Genomic DNA, 23,105 nt, shown 5'->3' with positions numbered 1-23,105 from the left:
GTAATTCGTTATTTATTTAATAGGTAAACCCTGATGCGTTTAGATCGATTCACTAGTAAATTTCAATCAGCGCTTTCTGATGCGCAATCGCTAGCCCTCGGCCGCGATCATCAATTTATTGAACCTGTGCATCTAATGTATTCGCTACTACAGCAAAGTGGTTCTAGTGTACGTGCATTATTTGCACAAACAGGTGTTAGTGCCGACGAACTAAATACTAAACTTTCCCAAGAAATAGAAAAATTATTTAAAGTAGAAGGCGTAGGTGGCGATGTGCAGCTATCAAACAATATGGCTTCACTTATTAACTTATGTGACAAGTACGCGCAAAAACGCAAAGACAAATATATTTCAAGTGAGTTATTTGTGCTTGCGGCATGTGATGATAAAGGTCCGCTTGGCGATATATTTAGATCGTTAAATATTACGTCTACTAAAATTGAAAGTGCGATTAAAGCGATTCGCGGTGGTCAAAAAGTTGACGATCCAAATGCAGAAGAAACACGTCAAGCACTTGAAAAATACACTATTGATTTAACCGAGCGAGCAGAGCAAGGTAAACTTGATCCTGTTATTGGTCGTGATGATGAAATTCGCCGGACAATTCAGGTACTGCAGCGTAGAACAAAAAACAATCCCGTATTAATCGGTGAGCCAGGTGTTGGTAAAACAGCAATAGCCGAAGGCTTAGCACAGCGCATTATTAATGGTGAAGTGCCTGAAGGATTAAAAAATAAACGTGTATTGTCGTTAGATTTAGGTTCGCTGGTGGCTGGTGCCAAGTATCGCGGCGAATTTGAAGAGCGTTTAAAATCAGTACTGAATGAGTTAGCTAAAGAAGAAGGCCAAGTCATTTTATTTATTGATGAAATTCATACTATTGTAGGCGCTGGTAAAAGTGACGGCGCAATGGATGCGGGCAATATGTTAAAACCAGCGTTAGCGCGCGGTGAGTTACATTGCGTAGGAGCAACGACCCTTGATGAGTATCGTAAATACATAGAAAAAGACGCAGCCCTTGAACGTCGTTTTCAAAAAGTACTTATTGAAGAGCCATCGGTAGAAGATACCATTGCAATATTGCGAGGCTTAAAAGAGCGCTATGAGCTACATCACTCAGTAGAGATCACCGATCCAGCGATTGTGGCAGCAGCGCAGCTATCTCATCGTTATATTAGTGACCGTCAGTTACCAGATAAAGCCATTGATTTAATAGATGAAGCAGGCTCTTCAATCCGACTACAAATTGATTCAAAACCAGAGTCGTTAGATAAGCTTGAGCGCCGTATTATCCAACTAAAGTTAGAAGATAATGCACTTGCTAAAGAAAAAGACGAAGCAAGCCAAAAGCGCCGTAGTGAAATGCAAGAGTTGATCACTGATCTTGACGCACAATATCGTGAGTTAGATGAAATATGGAATGCTGAAAAAGCATCGCTTCAAGGTACGCAAGTAATTAAAGCAGAGCTTGAGCAAGCTAGACTAGATTTAGATGTAGCGCGAAGGGCAAGCGATTTGCAGCGTATGTCTGAGCTGCAATATGGACGTATTCCAGAGCTTGAGCGAAAGCTCGACTTAGCATCACAAGCAGAGATGCAAGAAATGACTCTGCTTAAAAATCAGGTTGGCGAGGACGAAATAGCAGAAATACTATCGCGTTGGACCGGCATTCCTGTTGCAAGAATGCTTCAAGGTGAGCGTGAAAAACTACTGCAAATGGAAGAAAAACTGCACAGTAAAGTGATAGGGCAAGATGAAGCGGTGGTTGCTGTTTCTAACGCAATACGTCGCTCTCGTGCAGGGCTTGCTGATCCTAATCGTCCTATTGGTTCTTTCTTGTTTTTAGGCCCAACAGGTGTGGGTAAAACAGAGCTGACAAAAGCACTGGCTGGTTTTATGTTTGATACCGAAGATGCCATGGTGCGTATCGACATGTCTGAGTTTATGGAAAAACATTCAGTTGCTCGTTTAGTCGGTGCACCTCCAGGTTATGTGGGATACGAAGAGGGGGGTTATTTAACAGAAGCCGTTCGCCGTAAACCTTACTCCGTGATATTGCTGGATGAAATTGAAAAAGCACATCCGGATGTATTTAATATTTTACTACAAGTATTAGATGATGGTCGCCTAACCGACGGACAAGGTAGAACCGTTGATTTTAAAAATACCGTTATTATTATGACTTCAAATTTAGGCTCAGATATTATTCAAGAACAAGCGGGTAACAATGATTATACAACGCTTAAATCTAAAGTGATGGAGGTATTAATTAATGAGTTTAGACCTGAGTTTATTAACCGTATAGACGAAACGGTCGTGTTCCATCCGTTAGCTAACGAGCACATTAAAGAAATAGCAGACATTCAGTTGATGAAATTACGTGAACGTTTAACTGAAATGGGTTACTTACTCGAAATAAGTGATTCAGCACTTGAGCGTATTGCTGCAAGTGGTTTTGATCCTGTGTATGGTGCGCGGCCTCTAAAGCGTGCTATCCAGCAAACAATCGAAAATCCGCTAGCCCAAAAGTTACTAAATGGGGATTATGTCCCAGGTAGTATTATTGTCATTGATTCTGATGAAAGTGGACTTGTTTTTTCTAATCGGTAATTAATACCAATCTGTAATTAATATCAATCGGTATAAGTATTTGAAGAATTTAAGAAAATTAGCGTAAAAAAGCCGGATAGTGCCTTAATTCTATAAATTTAGAATCGCATTATCCGGCTTTTATCTAAGAATGATTAAAAAGTAGCAACAACTTTTACTTTATCGCTCACTTTAGCGCTATCTATGTAACCTATTGCATCGCTATTCGCTGCAACAAAGTCAATAACAGCTTGATCACTGTCTAATTTTCCAGGAGGAGTTCCTTTACCAGTAAATACAAGTTTAGACCAGTACGCATTAAGCTGACTGCTTGATTTACCAACGACCTTATCATTGAACTCATCAGCAACAGCAGTACCGTTTTGATCTACAGGGCTAACTTTTGTACCATTGTCGAAAGATTTATTTTTACCTAAATAAATTTTCTTTATAGTATTTGCATCGACTGTAGCCGCATTACTAGGATTAACAATAACCGCTATTTCTGCGAATACACTTACAGAGCTCAGTGATAATACACCTGCTAACATTAATTTTTTCATTATTCGCTCCAATTAAAATACTAAATCAACACCGAATGCAATTACATCAGTGTCTGTATTGGTTAAATCATTTTTATAGCGACTTAAATCAATTTTAAATGCTGCTGAAGGATGAAAATCATAACGCGTACCAATTGTATACACATTACTTTTTGATTTAATGCCATCTAGAGCACCGTTTAGAGCACTATTTAGTGGAGGGATAGCTTGGATTTGATTGTAACGAGATGATTCATGTTCATCGTCATTATTTTCATAAGTGAAATGTACAATTACATCATCCATTCTGTAACCAACAGAAGTGTAATACTGAGTCTGTTTTGCTAACAGGCTGTTTTCAACTTCAAATTGAGTATACTCGGCATCAAATAACACATTGTTATAATCAATAGAGAAACCAATACCAATAAATGTGCCATCGTCTTCATTAATATCAAGATCATCAGCTTGTACTGTTAGTCCACTTTGGCGTAGTACGTTTTCAAGCGCATTAATTTGAGCACCAATTATATCATCAGGATCATTCTGACCAAGTTCTATTGAGGTATCTGCGACTAAATAAGCAGCACGTGCACTAAACCAGTCATAAGATAACGTCCAGTTAATACCAGCGATGTCGTTTAATTCTGCTTTATCATGGTAAGTGACGGCTTCAATTTCACCATCAAAGCTACCATAAATGACTTGTACTGTAGAGTCCCAGTCACCAAGTTGTGAATTATAAAGTAAGCTTAATCCTTCATAAGTAGAAAATGGAATGCTGTATACTGACTCAGGTGGACGTACCCATCGGTATGCATAACCAACATCAATAAAGTCAGAATAACGATAAAAAGGTACTCGCATTTTACCTGCACTTAATTGTAACTCATCATTAAATTCATAAGTTAAGTAAGCCCACTCAAATTCGGCATCAAAATCATTATTACCGCGAGCAACAATTTGCGCTGTTGCACTTAGTTTTTCCTGTAAATCGGCTGATAACTGCAATGCAAACACGCTTTCATTTTTAAATGAAATGTCATCATCATAGCCATAACGACCACGATCATCTTCGAGACTTTTTCCGCCAACTATTGATGCAAAGCCATTAATTCTTACTTCAGCATTAGCATAACTCGTTGCTAGTGCTGCACATATTGCTACTGCTACAGATAGCTTTTTCATATGTAGTTCCTATTTATTATTAAGTGTTGATTCCTTATGCATTATAGAGTTAAAACAATAATTATCTAATAAATAAGCTAATTTATTTTTTAGTGCTATGGAAATAAATGGATAATCACTGGGAAAATAAGTGAAAACGTATGTGTGCATTTTAAGTTTTTGTACGCCAATTGAAATTATTAATACATTTATTCACAATAATGTCATACAATACCCTTCCAGAGGAAAGATGCTTTTAGCGTCTTTTTTTATGCCTGAAATTTATATTATCTAAATATAAACGCATAACCAATCACACGGTATCCTTTGGAGAACATTTTGAAATTACGCAACCTCTCACAGTTAAGTCTCGCAATACTTGCTGCACTAACAGCCTCTGTAAATGCTGAAGAAACCAAAACAACAGCAAAACAAGATGCATTTGAAAAAATCGAAGTAACAGCTCGTAAACGTACTGAAAGCTTATTTGAATCTCCAACCGCTATTACATCAATTGGTGCAAACCTAATAGATAAAGCCAATATGAGTAACCTAGAAGATATTGGCAAATATGTACCTAACTTAAATATCACGCGTTACGGCGTGGGTAATTCTGCTCATGCTTCTGTATTTATTCGTGGTATTGGTCTGCAAGATCATATTATTACAACGGATCCTGGTGTAGGTGTTTATTTAGATGGTGTTTATTTAGGCCGTCAAATGGGCTCTAACCTATCATTACCGAACGTTGAACGCGTTGAGATTTTACGTGGACCACAAGGTACGCTATACGGGCGAAATACACTCGGTGGTGCTGTAAACGTAATAACAAAACAGCCAGGTGATGAGGGGATTATTACCACAACCGCAAAAGTAGGTAGCCGTGGTCGTATTGCTGGTGATGTGTATTTTAATAACACATTAACAGATGATTTAAGTATGTCTGCAAGTGCAGCTTACAAAACACGTGATGGTGTAGGTAAAGCGGTAAACCTTGCTAATCCAGAAAAAGAAATAGGTGAAGAAGAAGAGCTTAGTGGCCGCGTTGCACTTAAGTGGCAAGCAAATAGCGACTTGGCATTTACATTCTCTTTAGATGGTGTTGATAACGAGTCAGGCCAATCGCCATATACAATTGAATTAACAGAGCCACTGGACCCTAATAACGTTTTCAATGGTGACTTTCCATTACTAACGCAAGATTTAATTCCATCAAACCCTGATGATTTAGGCACAACGGTTGCCGGTATTGAATCAACATCTTACTCGGGTTGGGGCACATCATTCACGGCTGATTGGGCTATTAATGATACATACACGGCAAAATTTATCTCAAGTTACCGTACTTCAGAATACGAAGGTGGACTTGATGATGACGCTTCACCACTTAATTTATCAGAGTTTCCAGAAGAAGGCGGCGCAGATCAGTATTCTTTTGAAGTACAGTTAAACGCGACGTTTGATAATATGGATTTTGTATCAGGTCTTTATTTCTTTAATGAAGACGGCTTTACACGTTCTGGTCCATTTGTATTTAGCCCATTTAATACACCAAATGGTTTATTAAATGATGGCGTAACACCATCATTTGGTGGTTACGGTAGTTTTGAAATAAACCAAGAAACTAACTCTTACGCAGCTTATATCAATGCAAGCTACGACTTAACTAATGACTTAACGCTTGGTGGTGGTTTACGTTACTCTCAGGATGAGAAAGATGCGAATGCTATTTTCCCATCATTTCCTGCACGTAAATACGTAACTGCAGATTTTGACGCTATAACATGGGATATCAACGCATCATATCAGCTCAGTAGTAATATGAACGTGTATGGTCAAATTCAAAAAGGCTATCAAACTGGTGGTTTCCCACCGCGTCCATTTGGTGGCCCAGATCAATTTACTTCTTTTGATGAAACGAAAGCGGTTAACTACGAGATTGGTTTAAAAGGGCAAGTGCATGAAAATGTATCTATGATGCTTGCTGTATTTGTTACCGATTACACTGATTTGGCACTGCCATTCTCAGATCCTACTGCGGGTGGCGGCTTTGTAACTATTGTAGAAAATGCCGGCCAATCTAAAGCGCAAGGTATTGAGCTTGAAACAACGGTTGCTATCACAGATGACTTCACTATTCGCAGCGCTGTAGGTTATCTTGATTCTGAAATTACTGATGTTGCACAAGGTGTACAAGGCATTGGCAAAGGCGATTCACCCGCTTTAACTCCACGCTGGACTGTAATGGTTGCTCCATCTTACTTTATGGATTTAAGCAATGGCGGCACTTTGGCGTTAAATGCTAACTACTCATACCGTAGTGATATGCAAGGACAGTCGGTTTATAACCAAAGTGAAACAATCGATTCTCGTGAATTAGTGGGTTTTAATATCTCTTACACTAACCCGTATGGCGATATGGAAGTAACACTTTATGGTGAGAACGTATTAAATGAAGTTTACGACGTAGGCCGTTTACAGCAATCAGGTTTTGTTGGTGTAATGCGCAGTAATGACCGCAGTGAATTTGGCTTAAAATTCAAAAAAGATTTTGAGTTATAAATAATATCAATAGCGTTAAATTAGAGGTTTTTAGCTTTGTATAAAAGCCTCATTAAGCGCTATTTTAGTCGTTAAAATCGAAGTACTTTAATAGCGCTGCGATTAAACAAAAAAAGGTAAGCCTAGGCTTACCTTTTTTATTAAAAGTAGGAAGATTAACCTTCTTTGTGAGCTTGACGAGCTTGTTCAATTTCGTCAGCAATTTCTTGTGCTTTTTGCTTTGTTTTTTCAGTTAATTCGCCAGCGGCTTCTTTACTTTTTACCCATGCCTCAACAGCAATTTCTTTGCCATCATCGTACATGTCTAGGCCCATAGCTTTACTTTGTTCTAATAGTTCATTTAACGACTCATCATTTTTTAAATCGTTTGTAGTCTCTTTTACATCATCCCACGCATCACCAAGCTTTTCTTGCATTTGCGCGCTTTTTTCTTTTGCATCTTCTTTTACTTCATTGGCGTCTTCACAACCCGTTAACGTAATTAAGGTGCCCAATAAAGCTAAACCTGCTAATTTGTTCATGTGTTATTCCCTTTAAAGACTAATTATTAATTCAGGGCTAATTGTAAAACAATGAAAATGAACGTACTCGGAACAGAACGATTAAATTTAAAATTAATGCATGAAGGCGCAGGCCCACAGCTATACGAACAAACATGTTGGGGGCTATGGGAGATAACAATAAAACAAAGTAATGTTTTTATTGGCTACATACTTGTAAAGCCAATGGACTTATTTAGTGAATTACCTGATTTTAGTGATATTGAAATTGGTTGGCGTTTAAAGCAAGAAAGCTGGGGAAACGGCTATGCTACAGAAGCTGCCAGCCTCATGTTTAATGAAATAGCGAAGCAGCCAGATATAAAAAAAATTAGTGCGACAGCGAATAAAAACAATCAAGCTTCTATTAAGGTGATGGAGAAACTAGGCATGCAATTTATTAAAAATTATATACAAAAAGAAGAAAGTGGCGATGTGCCTTCAGTGCATTATTCAAAATGTATAAATTAACAAATTGTGTGATGATTACTTGGTATTTAAAAGCCGATTGCTATAAACAATAATTTAAGGATGTTCGATGGGACTATTTTTATCTAGAAGTACGCTTATCGCTAAAAGCGTATTTATTTTACAACTCAGTGTGTTTAATCTCGCAGCAAAGCCATTATCTCAAAGTGCTGTAGCAATGCCTGATGCATTTAGTGCAGATGCCGCTAAGAGTATTTTAGATCAAGGTGGTAATGCTATTGATGCGGCTATAACGGCGCAATTTGTACTTGCGGTAACGTTACCTGAGGCAGGTAATATTGGCGGTGGTGGTTTTATGCTTATCCAAAAAGGTGGGCAGGGCGATTTTATCGACTACAGAGAAACTGCACCAAAGGCATCTTATCGTGATATGTATTTAAACGATAAAGGTGATGTAATTACTAATAAATCTATTTATGGCATTAGCGCCAGTGGTGTACCTGGTAGTGTTGCCGGTATGTGGCTTGCACATAAGCGCCACGGCACACTGCCTTGGAAAACATTAGTGCAGCCAGCAGTGGCTTTAGCTGAACAAGGTTTTGTCGTGCCTCCTAAATTAGCAAAAGGTGTTAGCCATTATATAGCTCATCTAAAAGAGCAAAAAATAAATGTAAACTTTGAAAAATATTTTATTGATGTAAAAGCGAATAAAGTATTTAAACAACCAGAGCTTGCGACCACCCTTAAGCGTATCCGCGATAACGGACAAGATGGTTTTTATAAAGGTGAAACAGCCAATATTATTGCAAAATTTATGCATCAACATGGTGGTATTATTGATCAGGATGATTTAAAAAATTACACCGCAAAGTCTCGAGTGCCTATAAAAGTAAAGTGGAATGGTTATGAAGTACTTACTTCTCCACCGCCAAGTTCGGGCGGTATTGCTATTTTGCAATGGCTTAAAATGTACGAGTTGAAAAAGCCAAATAATGGTCTTGCACACAACTCAACGCAGTACGTTCATTTACTCGCAGAAATAGGTAAACGCGTGTTTGCCGATAGGGCTGAATACTTAGGCGATCCTGACTTTTTTAATGTGCCAGTAACAGCGCTAACAGATATAAATTACCTTAAAAACCGTAGTAACGATATTTCGTTAACGGCCATTTCAAACACAGAAAGCATTAAGCCAGGTCTTAAAGAAAGCGAGCAGACTACGCATTTTTCAATTGTTGATAAAATGGGCAATGCAGTTGCCAATACAACCACAATTAACTTAGGTTTTGGTAGCGGAGTTGTGGTTGAAGGTGCTGGGTTTATTTTAAATAATGAAATGGACGATTTTAGTGCAAAACCTGGGGTAATGAATGTGTTTGGTGCTATTGGAGGTAAAGCAAACGAAATTCAGCCGCATAAGCGTATGCTTAGCTCTATGACGCCTACAATATTACTTAAAAATAATACGGTTAAAATGGTAACCGGTTCGCCTGGTGGTACAACAATTATTAGCTCTGTATATGAATCAATATTAAACGCTGTTGAGTTTGATATGAACGCAGCAGATGTTGTTAACAGCGCAAGGTTTCATCATCAATTGTGGCCTAAAAACGTGATTAGAATGCATGCAGGTTTAAGCGCGAAGGTAAAAGCTGAGCTTGTAAAAATGGGCTATGTTATTGATGAACGCCACTTTGGTGATCTAAACGTCATTATTAATAAAAACGGTAAGCTAGATGCGGCGTCTGAGGCGTCAGGTCGAGGAAAGTCCATTGTTTTTTGATCCATGTTAAACATGGCCAACCTTTATTTGGGATTTATGCGTTGTATTTAACAACGCGTAAATACCAAACAGTCTGCTGAAAATTTAACCTCGAAAGATAAACAGGCCCCAGTTATTAGAGTGCAGTGTTACCCAATTGCAGGAATAACGCCTGCCATTTGCATAAACTGCGCTGCTATAATTGTTATCCCGCATACGGCCGCTATTCCAAGGCCTATATTACCGCTCCTTACTTTATAACCTGTTTTATCTGATGACATGCGTTGTTTATACACCATCGCTACAGGTAAAAATACGGCGAGCACCACTAATGCAATTGCAGCGTAACCGAGTGCCATAATAAACCCTTGAGGATAAAATAATGCAAATCCTAAGGGGGGAATAAAGGTAATAAATGCTGTTTTAATGCGATCTGTTTTATTATCCCCTTTTTTAAATGCATCAGCAAAAAAGTCGAATAAACCTAAGCTTACGCCTAAAAATGAAGTGGCAAGGGCTAGATCAGCAAATAATTTAACAGCAATTGCTACATTGGGGTTATGAGCAATGCCCGCCACACTTTCTACAAAGCCACTGAGCCCTTCGCTGTTAAGCAAGTTTGCTTGACTCATAATACCTTGGCTTAATAATTGCCAAAAAATATAAATAACCAACGGAAGTGCTGCACCTGCAATCATAACCTTACGCAGCACTTTTATGTCAAGGCCGACATATTTAACAATCGAAGGTATCGAGCCATGAAACCCAAATGAGGTAAATATAACGGGAATAGCAGAAAGGAGTAAGCCTTGCTCTACAGGCATTTCTAATAGGTGTTTACCTTGCACATAAGGTGAAAGCATATAAAACAAGCTACCTAATACAATAATTTTTATTGTAAACAATACCCTATTAAATTTATCGACTTTACTCGTTCCTAGCGTCACTACGCTTGCAATAACAATTGCTAATATGACAGAGCCAAGTTGTGGTGCAATATTTGTGTTAAATCCTGAATTTATACGATCTTGCAGCTGCGCCCCACCTCCTGCTATATACGCAGCACACAAAGCATAAAATAAAAATATCATTGAAAAATTAGCAATATATTGACCTTTTTTACCAAGCCATAATTTAGCCAACGTATTTAAAGTTGCGTCTCGTGGTGCGTACTGATGTAGTTCTAACATGAGCAATGCGGTGTAGGTCATAAGCAACCAACTACACACAATGAGCGCAAGCGCAGTGGTAAAACCTAAACCAGCTGAAGCGATTGGAAGCGCCAGCATTCCGGCTCCAATGGTTGTTCCTGCAACAATTAACATGCTACCTATTGTTTTATTTTTAAGCACTTAATAACCCTGATAATTCGAGAGAGGTATGCACGATATAACTAGTTGCTCAAAACTGAAATAGTTTTGTGGTAAAAGGCTGCAATTAAAATGTAATTTTCAATTTACAACTGTATTTTTAAGCGTGTTTTAACTGATGAAACACAATTAAATACGTTAAAGTGCAACAGTTTAACGGTATAATTTGTTGTTTATCATTTATGCTAATTCATAATTCAGGAATAAACGTGCCAATTAAAGCATCGTACTTTTTAATGGTTCTAATATGGTCTACTACACCACTTGGTATTGTATGGAGTAGCGAAACTGTGTCGCCTACACTTGCGGTGCTAATGCGGATGCTGGTGGGCTTATTTTTAGGCGGCTTAATTGTTGCTGTTACTAATATTAGAGTGCCTTGGAGTAAAAATGCGTGCTTACTTTATTTTTATTCGAGCATCGGTATTTTTGGTGGCATGTTATTGAGTTATATGGCGGCTAAAACAGTTCCTTCGGGCATTATTTCACTCATGTTCGGTTTAGCACCTATTTTGTCGGGATTACTTGCACAACAATTGCTAAGTGAAGCTAGGTTTAGTCCTATTAAGCTAATGGCATTGGCATGTGCATTAATTGGTTTATATTTTGTCAGTTATAACCAAATTCAACATTCGCAAACACAAGGACTTGGGTTGTTGTATGTATTTATGGCGGTGTGCTTTTTTAGTTTAAGTGGTGTGATGATAAAGCGTGTACAAATAGCCATTCACCCAATGGCGACCACGTTTGGCGCATTGGTGTTTGTAACACCGCTATTTTTTATCGCTTGGTGGTTAGTTGATGGTGAGTTGCAGATAAATAATTGGAGTGCAAAGTCGCTTTGGTCTATTGGTTATTTAGGTATATTTGGCTCGCTTATTGGGGCACTTGCTTACTTTCATGTATTACAAAACTTAAATGCCAGTACGGTTGCTTTAACAACGCTCATTACACCGAGTTTTGCACTGGGGCTTGGTGCATGGCTTAACAATGAAGCACTTAGTACAGAGCTTATTATTGGGGCTGTTATTATTTTAATTAGCCTAGGCGTATTTCAATTTGGTGATAAATATTTAAAGCGTAATAAGCAACGTGCTAAAAGCTAGAGTGCTGTCAGCGACTACATTTTAGCTATTTGAATAATCAAACGACGGTTTTTATCTCGTCCTAAAATGTTGTCGTTGCTGTCTACAAAACGTTTTTCGCCCAAGCCCGTTGTTTTTACTTTGGCTTCATCAACACCTAAACTCACCATATAATCTTTTATTGTTTTTGCACGTTTACGCGAAAGATCTAAGTTATTCCAACGTCCGCCATAGCTATCTGTATACGAATCAATACTAATAGATTCAATTGTTGCGTCATTTTTTAAATACTCAGCAATTTGATCTAGGCGTTGTTGCGATGATTTCGTTAATTTACTGCTGTTTGATTTATAGTTCATAACTGTAAATGAAATATCTTCAAAACTGTAAGGAAGCAATTCATCACGGCATTGTAGAAATGCCCAGTACGCTTGTTTAAAGTTTACACTTGATAAGCCAACGGCAATTTTATCGGCACTGTTTTGCCAGTCTTGGTAGTAAAAAGTAGGGTAGAAGCCTTTCTCAAGCTCGGTGAGCATTTCCCACGAGATGCTATTATCAAGTTCGCCATCAAACTTTTTAAGTAACTTCATGTCGGTAATATCACGAGCCGGCAAACCAGCACGCCAAGAAGGGGGAACCGCTTTTAACCCTGCAATTGAATAATTGTCTGGGCGTACAACCATGTCTAAATTAAAGGTTAGATTTTTGTTTTTGCTAGCGGATGCTTTAAATACGGCCTCGCCATAATATGGAACTTCATGATTTAATTGGCATTGTAAGCGAGTCGTTTTAACTACATTCCAATTCGAATTATCTTGGTTTGCAGTATATTGGCGCATAGCAGCATCGGCACTATTGTTTAACAGTACCTCACAAATACATAGGCTAATAAATAACAACTTAAACTTCATGGGGTATTCTCCAGTAAATCGGGCATGCCAATAATTTGGCAAAATGCAGTGCCATTACAGTTAAAGTAAATAACACTCAGCTAGCTATAACTTTAAAGCAAATTGTATGCCTATAATTTAAGGCATAATTAATCGAGTAAGTGACTAGCCGAAAGGCCCTCACTTTTGACATAATAGAGGGCTTATACCTACAAACCAAGAATACTATGGCAAATACTGAGCAAACACTTTTCGCAAAACGCTTTCGCGGCTTTTTCCCAGTGGTTATTGATGTTGAAACAGCAGGGTTTAACAAAAATACCGACGCTTTATTAGAAATAGCTGTTTCTGTTTTAAAAATGGATGACGAAGGGTTGCTTAGCATAGACCATACGGTGCATTTTCATGTTGAGCCTTTTGAAGGCGCTAATATAGAACAAGCTGCTATAGAATTTAACGGTATTGATCCATTCTCACCGCTGCGTGGTGCTGTCGCTGAAGACGAAGTAATAAAAGAAATTTGTAAAGTTGTGCGCAAAGCACAAAAAGCAGCGGGTTGTCAGCGCTCAGTAATAGTGGCGCATAACGCCGCGTTTGATCATGGCTTTTTAAATGCAGCAATAGAGCGTAATAATATTAAACGTACGCCGTTTCATCCGTTTGTCAGTTTTGATACAACAACACTTGCAGGATTAGCTTTAGGGCAAACTGTACTGGCTAAAGCATGCCGTGCTGCAGGTATTGAGTTTGATAATAGCCAAGCGCATTCAGCACTTTACGATACGGAGCGTACTGCTGAACTATATTGCTTTATCGTAAATCGTTGGCAGCAGCTCGGTGGTTGGCCATTAGCAGAAGCTCAGGATAACGATGACGAGCCACAAGCAGATGATATTAATGAGAGCACTAAAACGACAGAGTAATTTTGCCTTCGCTTAGGTGAATCATATGGGGCGGATAAATACGGGCAAACTGCATAGTCTCTTTCGCTATTTTAAGCTCTACGCCTGGGTACATTAGCTCATTAACCTTTAAGCGGCTTGTTGCTAATAGCCGAGCTATCTTTTGTTTAATAAGCTTTTTTTGTCGCTGAACATTTGCTGCACGGGCTTGTATTTGCTGTTCATTGGCCGTTATTTTATCTAAAAATAATTGTCGTTGGGCAGCTGATGGTATTTTTTTTGCTTTGTCTAGCGCTTGTTCTAATGACGCGGATTTACTCGCTAGTACTTTTTCAAAGTCAGCAATTTGGATTTGTTTATCACGAAGTTCGAACCAGTTTTGCGCTAATAGAACGCGCGTTTTTATACCCGCAGGAGCGCCTAATTCACCAGTTTCAACGCGAATTGCATCTAAAATATTGCCGCCTATAATCTTCCCTTGAGGATCATCTGCTTTACCAACACGTATTAACCGCCGAGCACTTAAATCGCAATGAAGAGCTTGGCGCTCAATAAATAGATCTTGCTCTGTTTTTATATCACAGTACTGTGCATAAGTAATCGAAATTGTTCGCTGGGCTATAATTTGGCATGTAAAAGCATCATCGTTTTCACGTTTTCGGCCAATCGCACCTTGCATAATTGTTACAGCACTTTTACTTTCAACGATGCCAGACTCAACAAATCCTAAGACAGTAATATCGCCATTTGCTTTTACGCGCATGCCATCTTTAATATCACCACTAATAATAACACTGCCATCAAAGTCAACATGTCCGGTGCTAACATCCACATTATCAAAACATAAAACATCATCAACACGCATACCATGGGGAAGGGCAACAGGCACACCTTTGCTATCTGCAATTAACATGTTTGGATTGTTGGGATCAATTTTCGTGCCTTCAAAAGGCTGTAGTTGGTATTCGTTTCCAGGGTTTGCTGGAATTAAATCCCCAAACACCGTGTAACCATCTTCACCATAAGTTGCAGCTACGCGCTGCATTAACGCCATGCCCGGTTTAACGGTGATAATAGCACCGAGATCTTTCATATCAACTTTGCCGCCTTCTGTAGCCTGTGGGCTAAGAACACGGTCTTGAGCTGTTGAGCATAAGCGAACAAATTTTGCGTCACTGCCTTTTTTAGGGTTTCGTCCGTGGGCAACTATGGCGCTATACACGCTCCCAGCCGGTTGCTCAAGTTGTTGACCTAAAAATGTATCAAGCGCTCTGGGGCTAACCCCTTTTTTTACACCAACATCGGCAAGCGCTTTTTGTGCGTCTTCCATCGATAGTAAAGCTCCCCCTTTTGCTGTCGTGAGAGTCGCCTCTGCAAGCATATTTTTTTCATCAATATTAATAACAATAGACGCGTTAATAGCCTTAGCAATAACTAACGACTCTTCTTGATAATTTTCACTTTGCGCAAAAAGCTTGCCTATATTGGCTGAAATAACCTCGAAATCACAATATGAAGATTGTTCAAATAACTCGATTAGCTCTGTGCCACTGGTCGGAAAACCACTATCGACAGGGTGCTTTATTAAAGACAAACTCCCTGTTTTTTCATCAAATGAAAAAACCGACATTCATTTATTCCCCACTCAATATGTGTATTATTTTTATAGTATTCAACGCGTTTATTTTTTATTACACTAAATAGCTCTCTATTTGAGCATAACAGCGTTGTTATGTTAAGCAAATGTTGTTTAAGCACTTTGTGATATAAGGCGAGAATGTGTGTTTAATACGCAGTTTCTATAATAACTAAAATAAAAGTGTGTTACCCCTTGAGTATCAGCACTTTACTCAGTTATACTGCTCGCACGCTCTGAATTGAGTTTACTAATTCAGGGGCTGATTAGGATTCGACGGAATTCAAGACGCCCAAGGTGCATGTCGAGGTGCGGTTTGCCTCGTTAAACAGCCGCAATCTAAAGTAATCGCAAACGACGATAACTACTCTCTAGCAGCTTAGGCTAGCTAGCGCTCCTTCCATGTATTCTTGTGGACTGGATTTTGGAGTGTCACCCTAACACCTGATCGCGACGGAAACCCTGGCCGGGGTTGAAGCGCTAAAACTAAGCGGCCTCGCCTTTATTTATCGTGTTCGTCCGAGATCTAAAGGTTAATTAAATGACGATACTAAACATGTAGTACCGACGGTCGAGGCTTTTCGGACGGGGGTTCAAATCCCCCCAGCTCCACCACTTTAAAGTGTTATAAAACAGCCAGTTAGAGTAAGTTGCTCTAACTGGCTTTTTTGTTTTTATAACTCCTGTCCACTTAGTGCCCACATCAGTTATTTAAAAGCCCAATATTACAGGCTCTATTTCAAAAAAATCTACTCACTGCGATTTGTCACCATGAAAGTATCGATTAGCATTGGTCTAAATGGGCCCACTGCGATTTGTCACCATGAAAGTATCGATTAGCATTGGTCTAAATGGGCCCACTGCGATTTGTCACCATGAAAGCATCGATTAACATTGATCTAAATTTGCTCTCTATGATATTTAAATTGGAAATACTACTCTCCCTATTAGTATATGAGGGTCTCGGCATCATCATTACTCGAAATTCCGTATTGGCTTATCAATGGCGCAAGCGCGGGTACTGAATGACTAAATAGCTGGTTAACGCTTCGCTTGGATTCGGCCAGCAGACATTAAGGGATAATAACATTGGCGTGTGGCCTTTCATGAAACAAAGTTTCATAGGTTCGAACGTACTGTTTGATTATAATAATTAGTATGATTTATTACGTGATGCGTTACGTACCTGATAAAATCAAGCCGCTACGCTCAGGCTTCGCTTGGCGGCTTGATTTTATCTGCTTATAAAGATGAAAATAAAGAAGATGTTTCTAAATCGTCATTTTCTTGCTTAGGTTGCTCATAAGGGTTTGGGCTGCATAATGCACGATAAGCAATAGCACTATTTTTAATAAGGACATTACACGGACTGAAATATTGGATGCTAAAGCCCATACTAGCTAGCTCGTATGAGTCGATACTAAATACACCATATTTTTCAGTTATAAATTCAAAAATATATTCTCGATGTGTCCGGTCGGACCGCTTCACTTCTTGTATACCAGTAACGAAAATATCAGTTGCACCGTACGGTAAATTTACAAAAACAGGCTCACTAATAGGAATCTGATTATTAACATTACGACTATTAGAACCAGTATCTTTTTTAACACTTTCAGAGCTTTGATTAGTGGTGACTTGGTTAGTTTCCACACTTTTTTCAGCACTGGAAAAATACCATACCCAATACAATAGGCACAAAAAGACAATAGTAACTGGAAAGGCAAAAATAGGACTGAATAAGAAATTCTTACCTTGTCCTTTTGTAATACCGCCGGTAGCGGTCGACTTGTAGCATTTGTGCACTTCGACTGGGATTTTTTTCCAAGTGAGGATTGTTCCTTTGGTTGGTGTTTTACCGTCAAGTTTTGGGTTGTGCTCAAAGATTCTTGGCCGTCTGTAGTAGTAAGGGATTTTTGCGAGTCCGTCAAAATATTTGTGCGCATAGGCATACTGGCTGACGTTCCGAATGTATTTGTGGACGCTGGTAATGTCGGGAGTACAGACGATAATGTCCCAGTTGTATTTGCGGTGTCGCATGTAACATTCTTTGAGTGTTTTGGGGTAAATAATGTGGCCATGTTCATTGAATAACTCCTTTCCTAAATCGTCTGTGTCGCCACTAGTTAAACTTTCAGGTTTAAAGCTTTCTAGCTGCTCATAATGGTATAAATACCAATGCTCGGGTATCAAATTTTTGTAATTATCAATGTGTTTATAGTTACAAGATTCTGGTTTAAAGGTTGATTCAGTTGGGTAAACGTCTTGCACTTCATCGATTAAAACAAGTGCACCCGTAGGCATCCAATGATACCAATTACGCCAAAGGTGCTGACCTTCTTCATTTTGTGACGATAAACGCCAAAGCTGGGCAGTTTCAGGAAAGGTTTCTTGTAACTCAGTTTCAATTTCATCGAGCGGTAAAATACCCTCTATATTCGTAACGACTAAGCGGCCTTTTCTTAAAGCTGGAAGAACTTCAAACCAAGTAGCGCTAGCAGATTTAAAAGAACCTGGTGCACCATGAAAAATTGAGGAAGCCATTATAAAAACCTTAATACGTATCTAGCTACATATGCTTGAAGAACAATATTTACACCGTCTAAAATCCTTAAATCTACTAAAGCGCCTTTTACATCTTGACGCAAAACACTTATAGCGCTTGCTAGTTTTGATGCGATTTGAAAATTTTCCATGATGGCCTTAGCTGTAGTCCATGCTAATTTCATTGTTTGTATTTCCATGGTTATTCTAATTAACGTTACTTTTTCAACGATAAAAGCTAATGCCCTATCAAAAAAACTTGGTACATCATTATCAAAGAAATCCCAAAAATCAGTAATGTAATCACCAAATGATTTTGCTGCACCAGCTGCACTCTCGTAGGTATCAGCAAAAGTAAATAGAGGTAATAAAAAGAAAATTAATAAAATAAGGTTTTTCATTAGCCATTTCTCCCTAGCAATATATAAAGAGCGGTTAGTGTTGCAACAAGTAAAATTGCACCTGAAATAAGTTTAAAGAAGTCAGAAAAACGAGAAATACCCGTTTCGATTTCTACACCTTTAACAACTATTTTGTGCTCTTGGTAACCGCCAGCAATAGAAGTATCTAACGTAAAAAGACTAGAAGACTCTGATTTTATGGTTTCAATATATTCATTAAATTCAGTCTGTTTTTCTTCAATCTCAGTTTTTATTTGCTGTATATCTTCATCAGTAAAAATATCGTTTAAGCCGCCTTGCTTGCGATTAGCTGAAAAACTAAAGCTCTCAGGTGCAGTATTTTTTTCTATTTTTTCAAGTAAGTTGTTGGTGTTGGCTTGACCTGTTTTGATATCAGTTAAAGTGTCATTATCTTCTAATGTGTTTTTTTTAATTGATGAAAGTAGTTCATTTGAGTTTTGAGTCTCTTTAGCTAAACGATCTAGGCGTTCATCATTTGATTCATATCCACTAATCATATTTTTATTTATAGAATCTAAGTTTTTATTTACCTTGTTTAAAGCACCTATTGTATCGGGGCTTACAGTTGGGTCGGTATCTTCTGGCGGAGGCCTTGTATCTGGAGGTTCTGTTGGTTCAGGGTCTGGTTCTGGTTCTGGTTCAGGGTCTGGGGTAGGCTCTGGGTCTGGTGTACAGGGAACTGGTTCAATAGAGCCAAAAGAAACAGGAATATAATAACCTCCATTAACATCGGTTTTAATCTCACATTGACGACCATCTGAAACAGGAAAACATATGCTAGTTTGTCCACCGCCTGTACCAAATACAAAAGGGTCTGAATCTGTAGGGGTTGGGCAATCAGGATCTAATTCTTGCTCTAGTTCATAGCACCACATTTCATAATTGTATTCAGTAGGGCCGTTAGGGTAGTTTGGGTCTGGGCATAAAAAAGATTCTGAGTCTTGTTGCCTATCAGATAACTTGCCTACAACTTCACTAGTCCATCGTTTTGGGCTTTCGGTGGATTCGGGGTCTAGAGGGGATGACTCAAAAGAGCCTGAGCAAGTAACAAAATAATTACTACCATCATTAAGTAAATCTCTGTAATTACAAGTTGGTGCTGAGGTTGGCTGATATTGCGTAAAACCTTCGCGCACTGATGGGAAATAACCATAGACTAAGATCCCATTCTTTATTACTGCTTCACATTCTGAAAAATTATTTTCAGTTACCCTGAAAGTGCTATCTTCATAATCACACTCATATGTATATATACCTTCATTAATTGCTGGAATTTTATCAGCTGAGTAAGATTTGAAGCAAAAAAGCGCGCAATTAAGCGCTAGCATTTTAATTAATAGTTTCATTAATATTACCAACAGTGTGAAATGACGTTAATAAAGCTAAATTCCATTAGTAGAAATGTCATAAAAAACAAAAGAAAAAATACTAAGTGATATCAAAACCATAAAGTAAATAATGAAACCCATTTAAGGTTTATTAAATTGCTCATGAGATTGTGAATTTTCACGGAGAATCAATCGTTTTTTATGACGTATAGCGTAATCATCAAGCTCTTTTTGAATGAAATCTTCATTTGACTCAGTCATATATAATCCAAGTATTTTTTAACAAACATAAAAGCAGATACAATTCATATAAAAGCAACCATGCTGCAAATAAGTTGGTATTTAATTGTTAGTCAAAGCAGTGTGAAATAACGTTAGGATATGGCGGTTTTACCCGCCATTGTTAACTAGCTCTTACGCCGCTTGAAAAGCCCTCTACAAAGCACCAAACAAGGAAGCAAGCAAGGCCAATTGAAGTAACCATTATTAACGGTTGAACTGGCGAATAATCATGCCAATAGCAAAGCCAACGGCTGCAACGGTAATTACACCTGTAATAATTGCCGTGTAGTTAGTTGTTCCATCGGCAACAGCGGCATCAATTGCGGCAGTGTGATCAACTGCAAAAGCAGATGCTGAACCAAGAGCTGAGGTAACTAAAAGTCCTGCTTTAGCACGTTTTGTAGCTAAGATATTTTTAAATTTTTTCATGTTGATATTCCTTATAGGAGTTAAGTTTTGCCCATTACTCGGACTACACGACCGATACAATGAGCAGTTATAAAAGCGACTAAAGCCGCTGTGTTTATTAGGCCAAAGGTGGCCGAGTCAAAAGCAAACAATTCATTCAGAACGTTTACTAATCCGTTTTGCTGGAGCTCTAAAAGCTCAGCTTGTGTAACAAGAACAAAATCGCAATCACTACCAGTTGCAGCCTCAAGGGCGTTTTTGGCGTTAACGATTACGCATTGAGTCATTATTGTTTTACAGTCTGTTTAGATTCAGTTGGTAAGCTATGTAGACGGAAACCTTTCCAATCCATCTGACGAGCAACATTAGCTCCCTCGTAATACTCAATATTCAATATCACAGGCTTCAAACCCCAGCCGTTAGGATCTGATTGACATTTACCAAGTAATTCGTAAGTGCCATCTTTAAATTGATCAGCAGATACCTTTACAGATAAAATTTGAGCAGGGTTTTTTGTATGTAGCTTAAACTCACCAGTCGTAGGCAGGGGGGCGCCTTTATCGTCTGTACGGTTAACTTTTACTAGGTCTGTAATAGCGCCTTCAATATTCATAATTTCTCCAGTTGGGTTTAATTTTATTAATAGTTACACTTAATGACACAAGTCCAAGGGCGCGACTTCGTCGCTTGAAACATTAGAAGCCAAAGCTTCGTAGTCCATGAATAAGCACATGTTTTGGTAGTCTTCGATTGCACAAGATTCTATGAATTGCATATCTTCTTCACTGGGTGCAAATAAACGGCCGTCATCGTGCCAACCTTGTATTTGCTCCGATACACCACACATAATTTTGCGTTGTGCTTTAAGGTCAGTTTCAGTCAGTATTTGGGTTGTTCCACGGCGAGTAATTACAACAACAGCGTCCCAAGCAACCCCTAAAATTCGATTAGCTGGCTGATCTCCGTATTTTGTAGCGAAGTAAGGTGATTTCGATTCTGAGCGACTAATTTCACCCGTAATACGGTCAACAATGTCGGGTAGCTGATAATGAATGCGTAGCGTTTGGTCTTTGCGTTTAACTTGTACGCCACCCATAGCTAAGCAAAAGGCTTTCCAGTCAGATGAGTCAGCTGCATGACGCACTTTTTCTAATGCATATTTTGAAACAGTATCTAGTGTTGTATTCATTGCGTTTGCAACCTCACATTTGCCAGTATCACCTTGGCCTAATCGTCTAAGCTCACGCCAAAGGGTGACTGAAGGGCCGCCAATTTGTTGGAATCGTCGAAGAGTGAATTGATAGGCCCATGTTGATGAAGATTCCGCAGCATCAGCAGTTGATATATTTATTTCACCAGCTTGAGAACAAACGACTTTATCAATGTTATTTCCCGTAATTGCTTTGGTAATATATTTAGCAATATAACCAGCAGCAGAACCTTTATTTTTATTAATCCTAATTGCTTTGAAGCGGGTACTGCTTGTTCTAAATTCATTAGGGCTATCTTCCGTACACAGCTTTTTCATAATTGTGCGAACCTGAATAGCATCACCCTTTTCCATAAATAGAAGCATGTGCCAATGTGGGCAACCGTCATGATGTGGTTCAACGACTCGAAACCCATAAGGGCGTATGTTTTGCTTTGAAAATAAGGCGCGAGCACGTTTCCATATATTGTTGAAATACTCTTGTGTATCTATTGGGCTCAAGAAATCATATTTATTATTGGGTATGCCAGTGTAGTGAACTGAGTGATAGCGACTTGGAGCTGACAATGTGTAAAATTCACCGCAGTGGCCGTACATATCGGCTAACTCTTCAAATCCTCGAATGCGTACCATAAGCTCGGCTGCTTGTTGCTTTCCAGATGTGTGAGAACGTTCAATAATTGATTGCAGTGTTTCAAATTCATCAAAAGGGTTTGAACCATCAGGTACTGCAAATAAATTTGACATTATTTCAGCTGACTTACGTTTACGCTCTCGACGCTTACGAATTGAGTAATTAGAAACATATGGGCTTGCTTTTTTATGAACAAGTCGTAAATCACGAGCTAATTGCTCAACAGTAAATGCCTGAATCTTGCGTAATTTACGGCGCCAAAAAATAGGATCAGCAAATCTGTTTAACACACCTTTAAGTGAGTCAGCGGCTAAGTATGTACAAAAAGGGGAGGCCAATTCAGGAGGTTGTATATCAAAAGAGGTTAAGTATTCAGAAAGTAATTTATAAATAGATAATTGGTAACCGTGTTTGCTAATTTTTAGCTCACAGTAACGCGCTTTTTGCTCAGCAATTTCTATTAATTCATCATCAGAGCAAGATAAATTGATATGCCCATACTTGAAATTACCAATGGTTAAAACTCTATCGGCTGCTTTTAAACGTTTGTTTGCCTCTGCAAAATCATTAAATTTCTCAGCAAGAAAATATCCAGTACTCAGCATGTGAGCAAGATTTGAATGACGTTCAAAAATGCGATTGCGCCAAGCTTCAAAATCAAAAAAGCGTTCTTTCATTGGCTTTGAAACATTTTCAAATATATCTTTGGCAGTACATGAAGGACGCAAGCCAGCAGTTAGATTAATAGCTGTATTTAACGGAAATATTTCAGAGTATTGTTCAGCTGATAGGGTAGCCATT

General features: G+C 38.6%; 19 protein-coding genes and 1 other RNA gene. 7 read left to right on the top strand and 13 right to left on the bottom strand.

Going from position 1 to position 23,105, the window contains the following annotated elements:
• Nucleotides 1–33 precede the first annotated feature (33 nt).
• A complete protein-coding gene (gene clpB / locus ACJJVZ_RS14890; protein ID WP_077537306.1) occupies nucleotides 34–2,610 on the top strand; it encodes an ATP-dependent chaperone ClpB in 2,577 nt (858 codons plus the stop codon).
• A gap of 134 nt (nucleotides 2,611–2,744) precedes the next feature.
• Here the strand turns inward: clpB and ACJJVZ_RS14885 are convergent, their stop codons facing one another.
• Nucleotides 2,745–3,152, bottom strand: coding sequence for a phosphate ABC transporter substrate-binding protein (locus ACJJVZ_RS14885; RefSeq protein ID WP_405601594.1), 408 nt, complete (start codon nucleotides 3,150–3,152; stop codon nucleotides 2,745–2,747).
• Between the two features lie 12 nt (nucleotides 3,153–3,164).
• Nucleotides 3,165–4,319: a porin gene (locus ACJJVZ_RS14880; RefSeq protein ID WP_405601591.1), complete on the bottom strand. Its 1,155-nt coding sequence runs from the start codon at nucleotides 4,317–4,319 to the stop codon at nucleotides 3,165–3,167.
• A 318-nt stretch (nucleotides 4,320–4,637) separates the two neighbouring features.
• On the opposite strand from ACJJVZ_RS14880, the gene ACJJVZ_RS14875 reads away from it, so the two are divergent.
• Complete coding sequence (locus ACJJVZ_RS14875) at nucleotides 4,638–6,860, top strand: TonB-dependent receptor (protein WP_273048480.1); 2,223 nt, start codon at nucleotides 4,638–4,640, stop codon at nucleotides 6,858–6,860.
• Nucleotides 6,861–7,015: 155 nt separating this feature from the next.
• Here the strand turns inward: ACJJVZ_RS14875 and ACJJVZ_RS14870 are convergent, their stop codons facing one another.
• Nucleotides 7,016–7,381, bottom strand: a complete 366-nt coding sequence (locus ACJJVZ_RS14870; RefSeq protein WP_138585002.1) for a hypothetical protein — start codon at nucleotides 7,379–7,381, stop codon at nucleotides 7,016–7,018.
• Between the two features lie 51 nt (nucleotides 7,382–7,432).
• On the opposite strand from ACJJVZ_RS14870, the gene ACJJVZ_RS14865 reads away from it, so the two are divergent.
• Nucleotides 7,433–7,870, top strand: a complete 438-nt coding sequence (locus ACJJVZ_RS14865) for a GNAT family N-acetyltransferase (protein WP_273048482.1) — start codon at nucleotides 7,433–7,435, stop codon at nucleotides 7,868–7,870.
• Between the two features lie 67 nt (nucleotides 7,871–7,937).
• Complete coding sequence (ggt, locus tag ACJJVZ_RS14860) at nucleotides 7,938–9,611, top strand: gamma-glutamyltransferase (protein ID WP_273048484.1); 1,674 nt, start codon at nucleotides 7,938–7,940, stop codon at nucleotides 9,609–9,611.
• A gap of 128 nt (nucleotides 9,612–9,739) precedes the next feature.
• Here the strand turns inward: ggt and ACJJVZ_RS14855 are convergent, their stop codons facing one another.
• Entirely contained in the window at nucleotides 9,740–10,942 is a 1,203-nt protein-coding gene (locus ACJJVZ_RS14855) for an aromatic amino acid transport family protein (RefSeq protein WP_405601586.1), read from the bottom strand.
• Nucleotides 10,943–11,169: 227 nt separating this feature from the next.
• Between ACJJVZ_RS14855 and ACJJVZ_RS14850 the strand changes: the two genes are divergently transcribed.
• Nucleotides 11,170–12,066, top strand: coding sequence for a DMT family transporter (locus tag ACJJVZ_RS14850; protein ID WP_193156005.1), 897 nt, complete (start codon nucleotides 11,170–11,172; stop codon nucleotides 12,064–12,066).
• 14 nt (nucleotides 12,067–12,080) lie between these two features.
• Here the strand turns inward: ACJJVZ_RS14850 and ACJJVZ_RS14845 are convergent, their stop codons facing one another.
• Nucleotides 12,081–12,959 (bottom strand): flagellar protein MotY, encoded by an 879-nt coding sequence (locus tag ACJJVZ_RS14845; protein ID WP_405601583.1) that lies wholly within the window; start codon nucleotides 12,957–12,959, stop codon nucleotides 12,081–12,083.
• A gap of 206 nt (nucleotides 12,960–13,165) precedes the next feature.
• On the opposite strand from ACJJVZ_RS14845, the gene rnt reads away from it, so the two are divergent.
• Nucleotides 13,166–13,861, top strand: a complete 696-nt coding sequence (gene rnt, locus ACJJVZ_RS14840) for a ribonuclease T (RefSeq protein ID WP_193156003.1) — start codon at nucleotides 13,166–13,168, stop codon at nucleotides 13,859–13,861.
• Here the strand turns inward: rnt and ACJJVZ_RS14835 are convergent.
• Complete coding sequence (locus ACJJVZ_RS14835; protein WP_405601580.1) at nucleotides 13,845–15,470, bottom strand: DUF342 domain-containing protein; 1,626 nt, start codon at nucleotides 15,468–15,470, stop codon at nucleotides 13,845–13,847. The two genes, rnt and ACJJVZ_RS14835, sit on opposite strands and share 17 nt — an antisense overlap.
• 264 nt (nucleotides 15,471–15,734) lie before the next feature.
• Between ACJJVZ_RS14835 and ssrA the strand changes: the two genes are divergently transcribed.
• Nucleotides 15,735–16,091, top strand: a transfer-messenger RNA (tmRNA) gene (gene ssrA, locus ACJJVZ_RS14830).
• A 627-nt stretch (nucleotides 16,092–16,718) separates the two neighbouring features.
• Here the strand turns inward: ssrA and ACJJVZ_RS14825 are convergent.
• The 7 genes from ACJJVZ_RS14825 to ACJJVZ_RS14795 all read right to left on the bottom strand — a co-directional run bounded on the left by ACJJVZ_RS14825 (nucleotide 16,719) and on the right by ACJJVZ_RS14795 (nucleotide 23,104).
• The gene (locus tag ACJJVZ_RS14825) at nucleotides 16,719–18,020 is read right to left on the bottom strand and encodes a zonular occludens toxin domain-containing protein (RefSeq protein WP_405601578.1); all 1,302 of its coding nucleotides are present in this window, start codon (nucleotides 18,018–18,020) and stop codon (nucleotides 16,719–16,721) included.
• Entirely contained in the window at nucleotides 18,020–18,421 is a 402-nt protein-coding gene (locus ACJJVZ_RS14820) for a DUF2523 family protein (protein WP_405601575.1), read from the bottom strand. Before ACJJVZ_RS14820 ends, ACJJVZ_RS14825 begins: the two co-directional genes overlap by 1 nt.
• Nucleotides 18,421–19,788: a hypothetical protein gene (locus tag ACJJVZ_RS14815; protein WP_405601573.1), complete on the bottom strand. Its 1,368-nt coding sequence runs from the start codon at nucleotides 19,786–19,788 to the stop codon at nucleotides 18,421–18,423. Before ACJJVZ_RS14815 ends, ACJJVZ_RS14820 begins: the two co-directional genes overlap by 1 nt.
• 468 nt (nucleotides 19,789–20,256) lie before the next feature.
• Nucleotides 20,257–20,481, bottom strand: a complete 225-nt coding sequence (locus tag ACJJVZ_RS14810) for a hypothetical protein (RefSeq protein ID WP_237115061.1) — start codon at nucleotides 20,479–20,481, stop codon at nucleotides 20,257–20,259.
• A gap of 20 nt (nucleotides 20,482–20,501) precedes the next feature.
• On the bottom strand, nucleotides 20,502–20,747 hold the full coding sequence (locus tag ACJJVZ_RS14805) for a hypothetical protein (protein ID WP_405601570.1): 246 nt from the start codon (nucleotides 20,745–20,747) through the stop codon (nucleotides 20,502–20,504).
• Nucleotides 20,747–21,073, bottom strand: a complete 327-nt coding sequence (locus ACJJVZ_RS14800; protein WP_405601568.1) for a hypothetical protein — start codon at nucleotides 21,071–21,073, stop codon at nucleotides 20,747–20,749. The genes ACJJVZ_RS14805 and ACJJVZ_RS14800 overlap by 1 nt, the downstream gene beginning before the upstream one ends.
• Nucleotides 21,074–21,112: 39 nt before the next feature.
• A complete protein-coding gene (locus ACJJVZ_RS14795; protein ID WP_405601566.1) occupies nucleotides 21,113–23,104 on the bottom strand; it encodes a replication endonuclease in 1,992 nt (663 codons plus the stop codon).
• Nucleotide 23,105: the final 1 nt, after the last annotated feature.

It is taken from the genome of Pseudoalteromonas sp. Ld19, from assembly GCF_045064135.1.
Classification (GTDB): Bacteria; Pseudomonadota; Gammaproteobacteria; order Enterobacterales; family Alteromonadaceae; genus Pseudoalteromonas; species Pseudoalteromonas aliena.
Note: the sequence above shows the minus strand (reverse complement) of the source record. Positions and strands in the feature narration are given on the sequence as shown.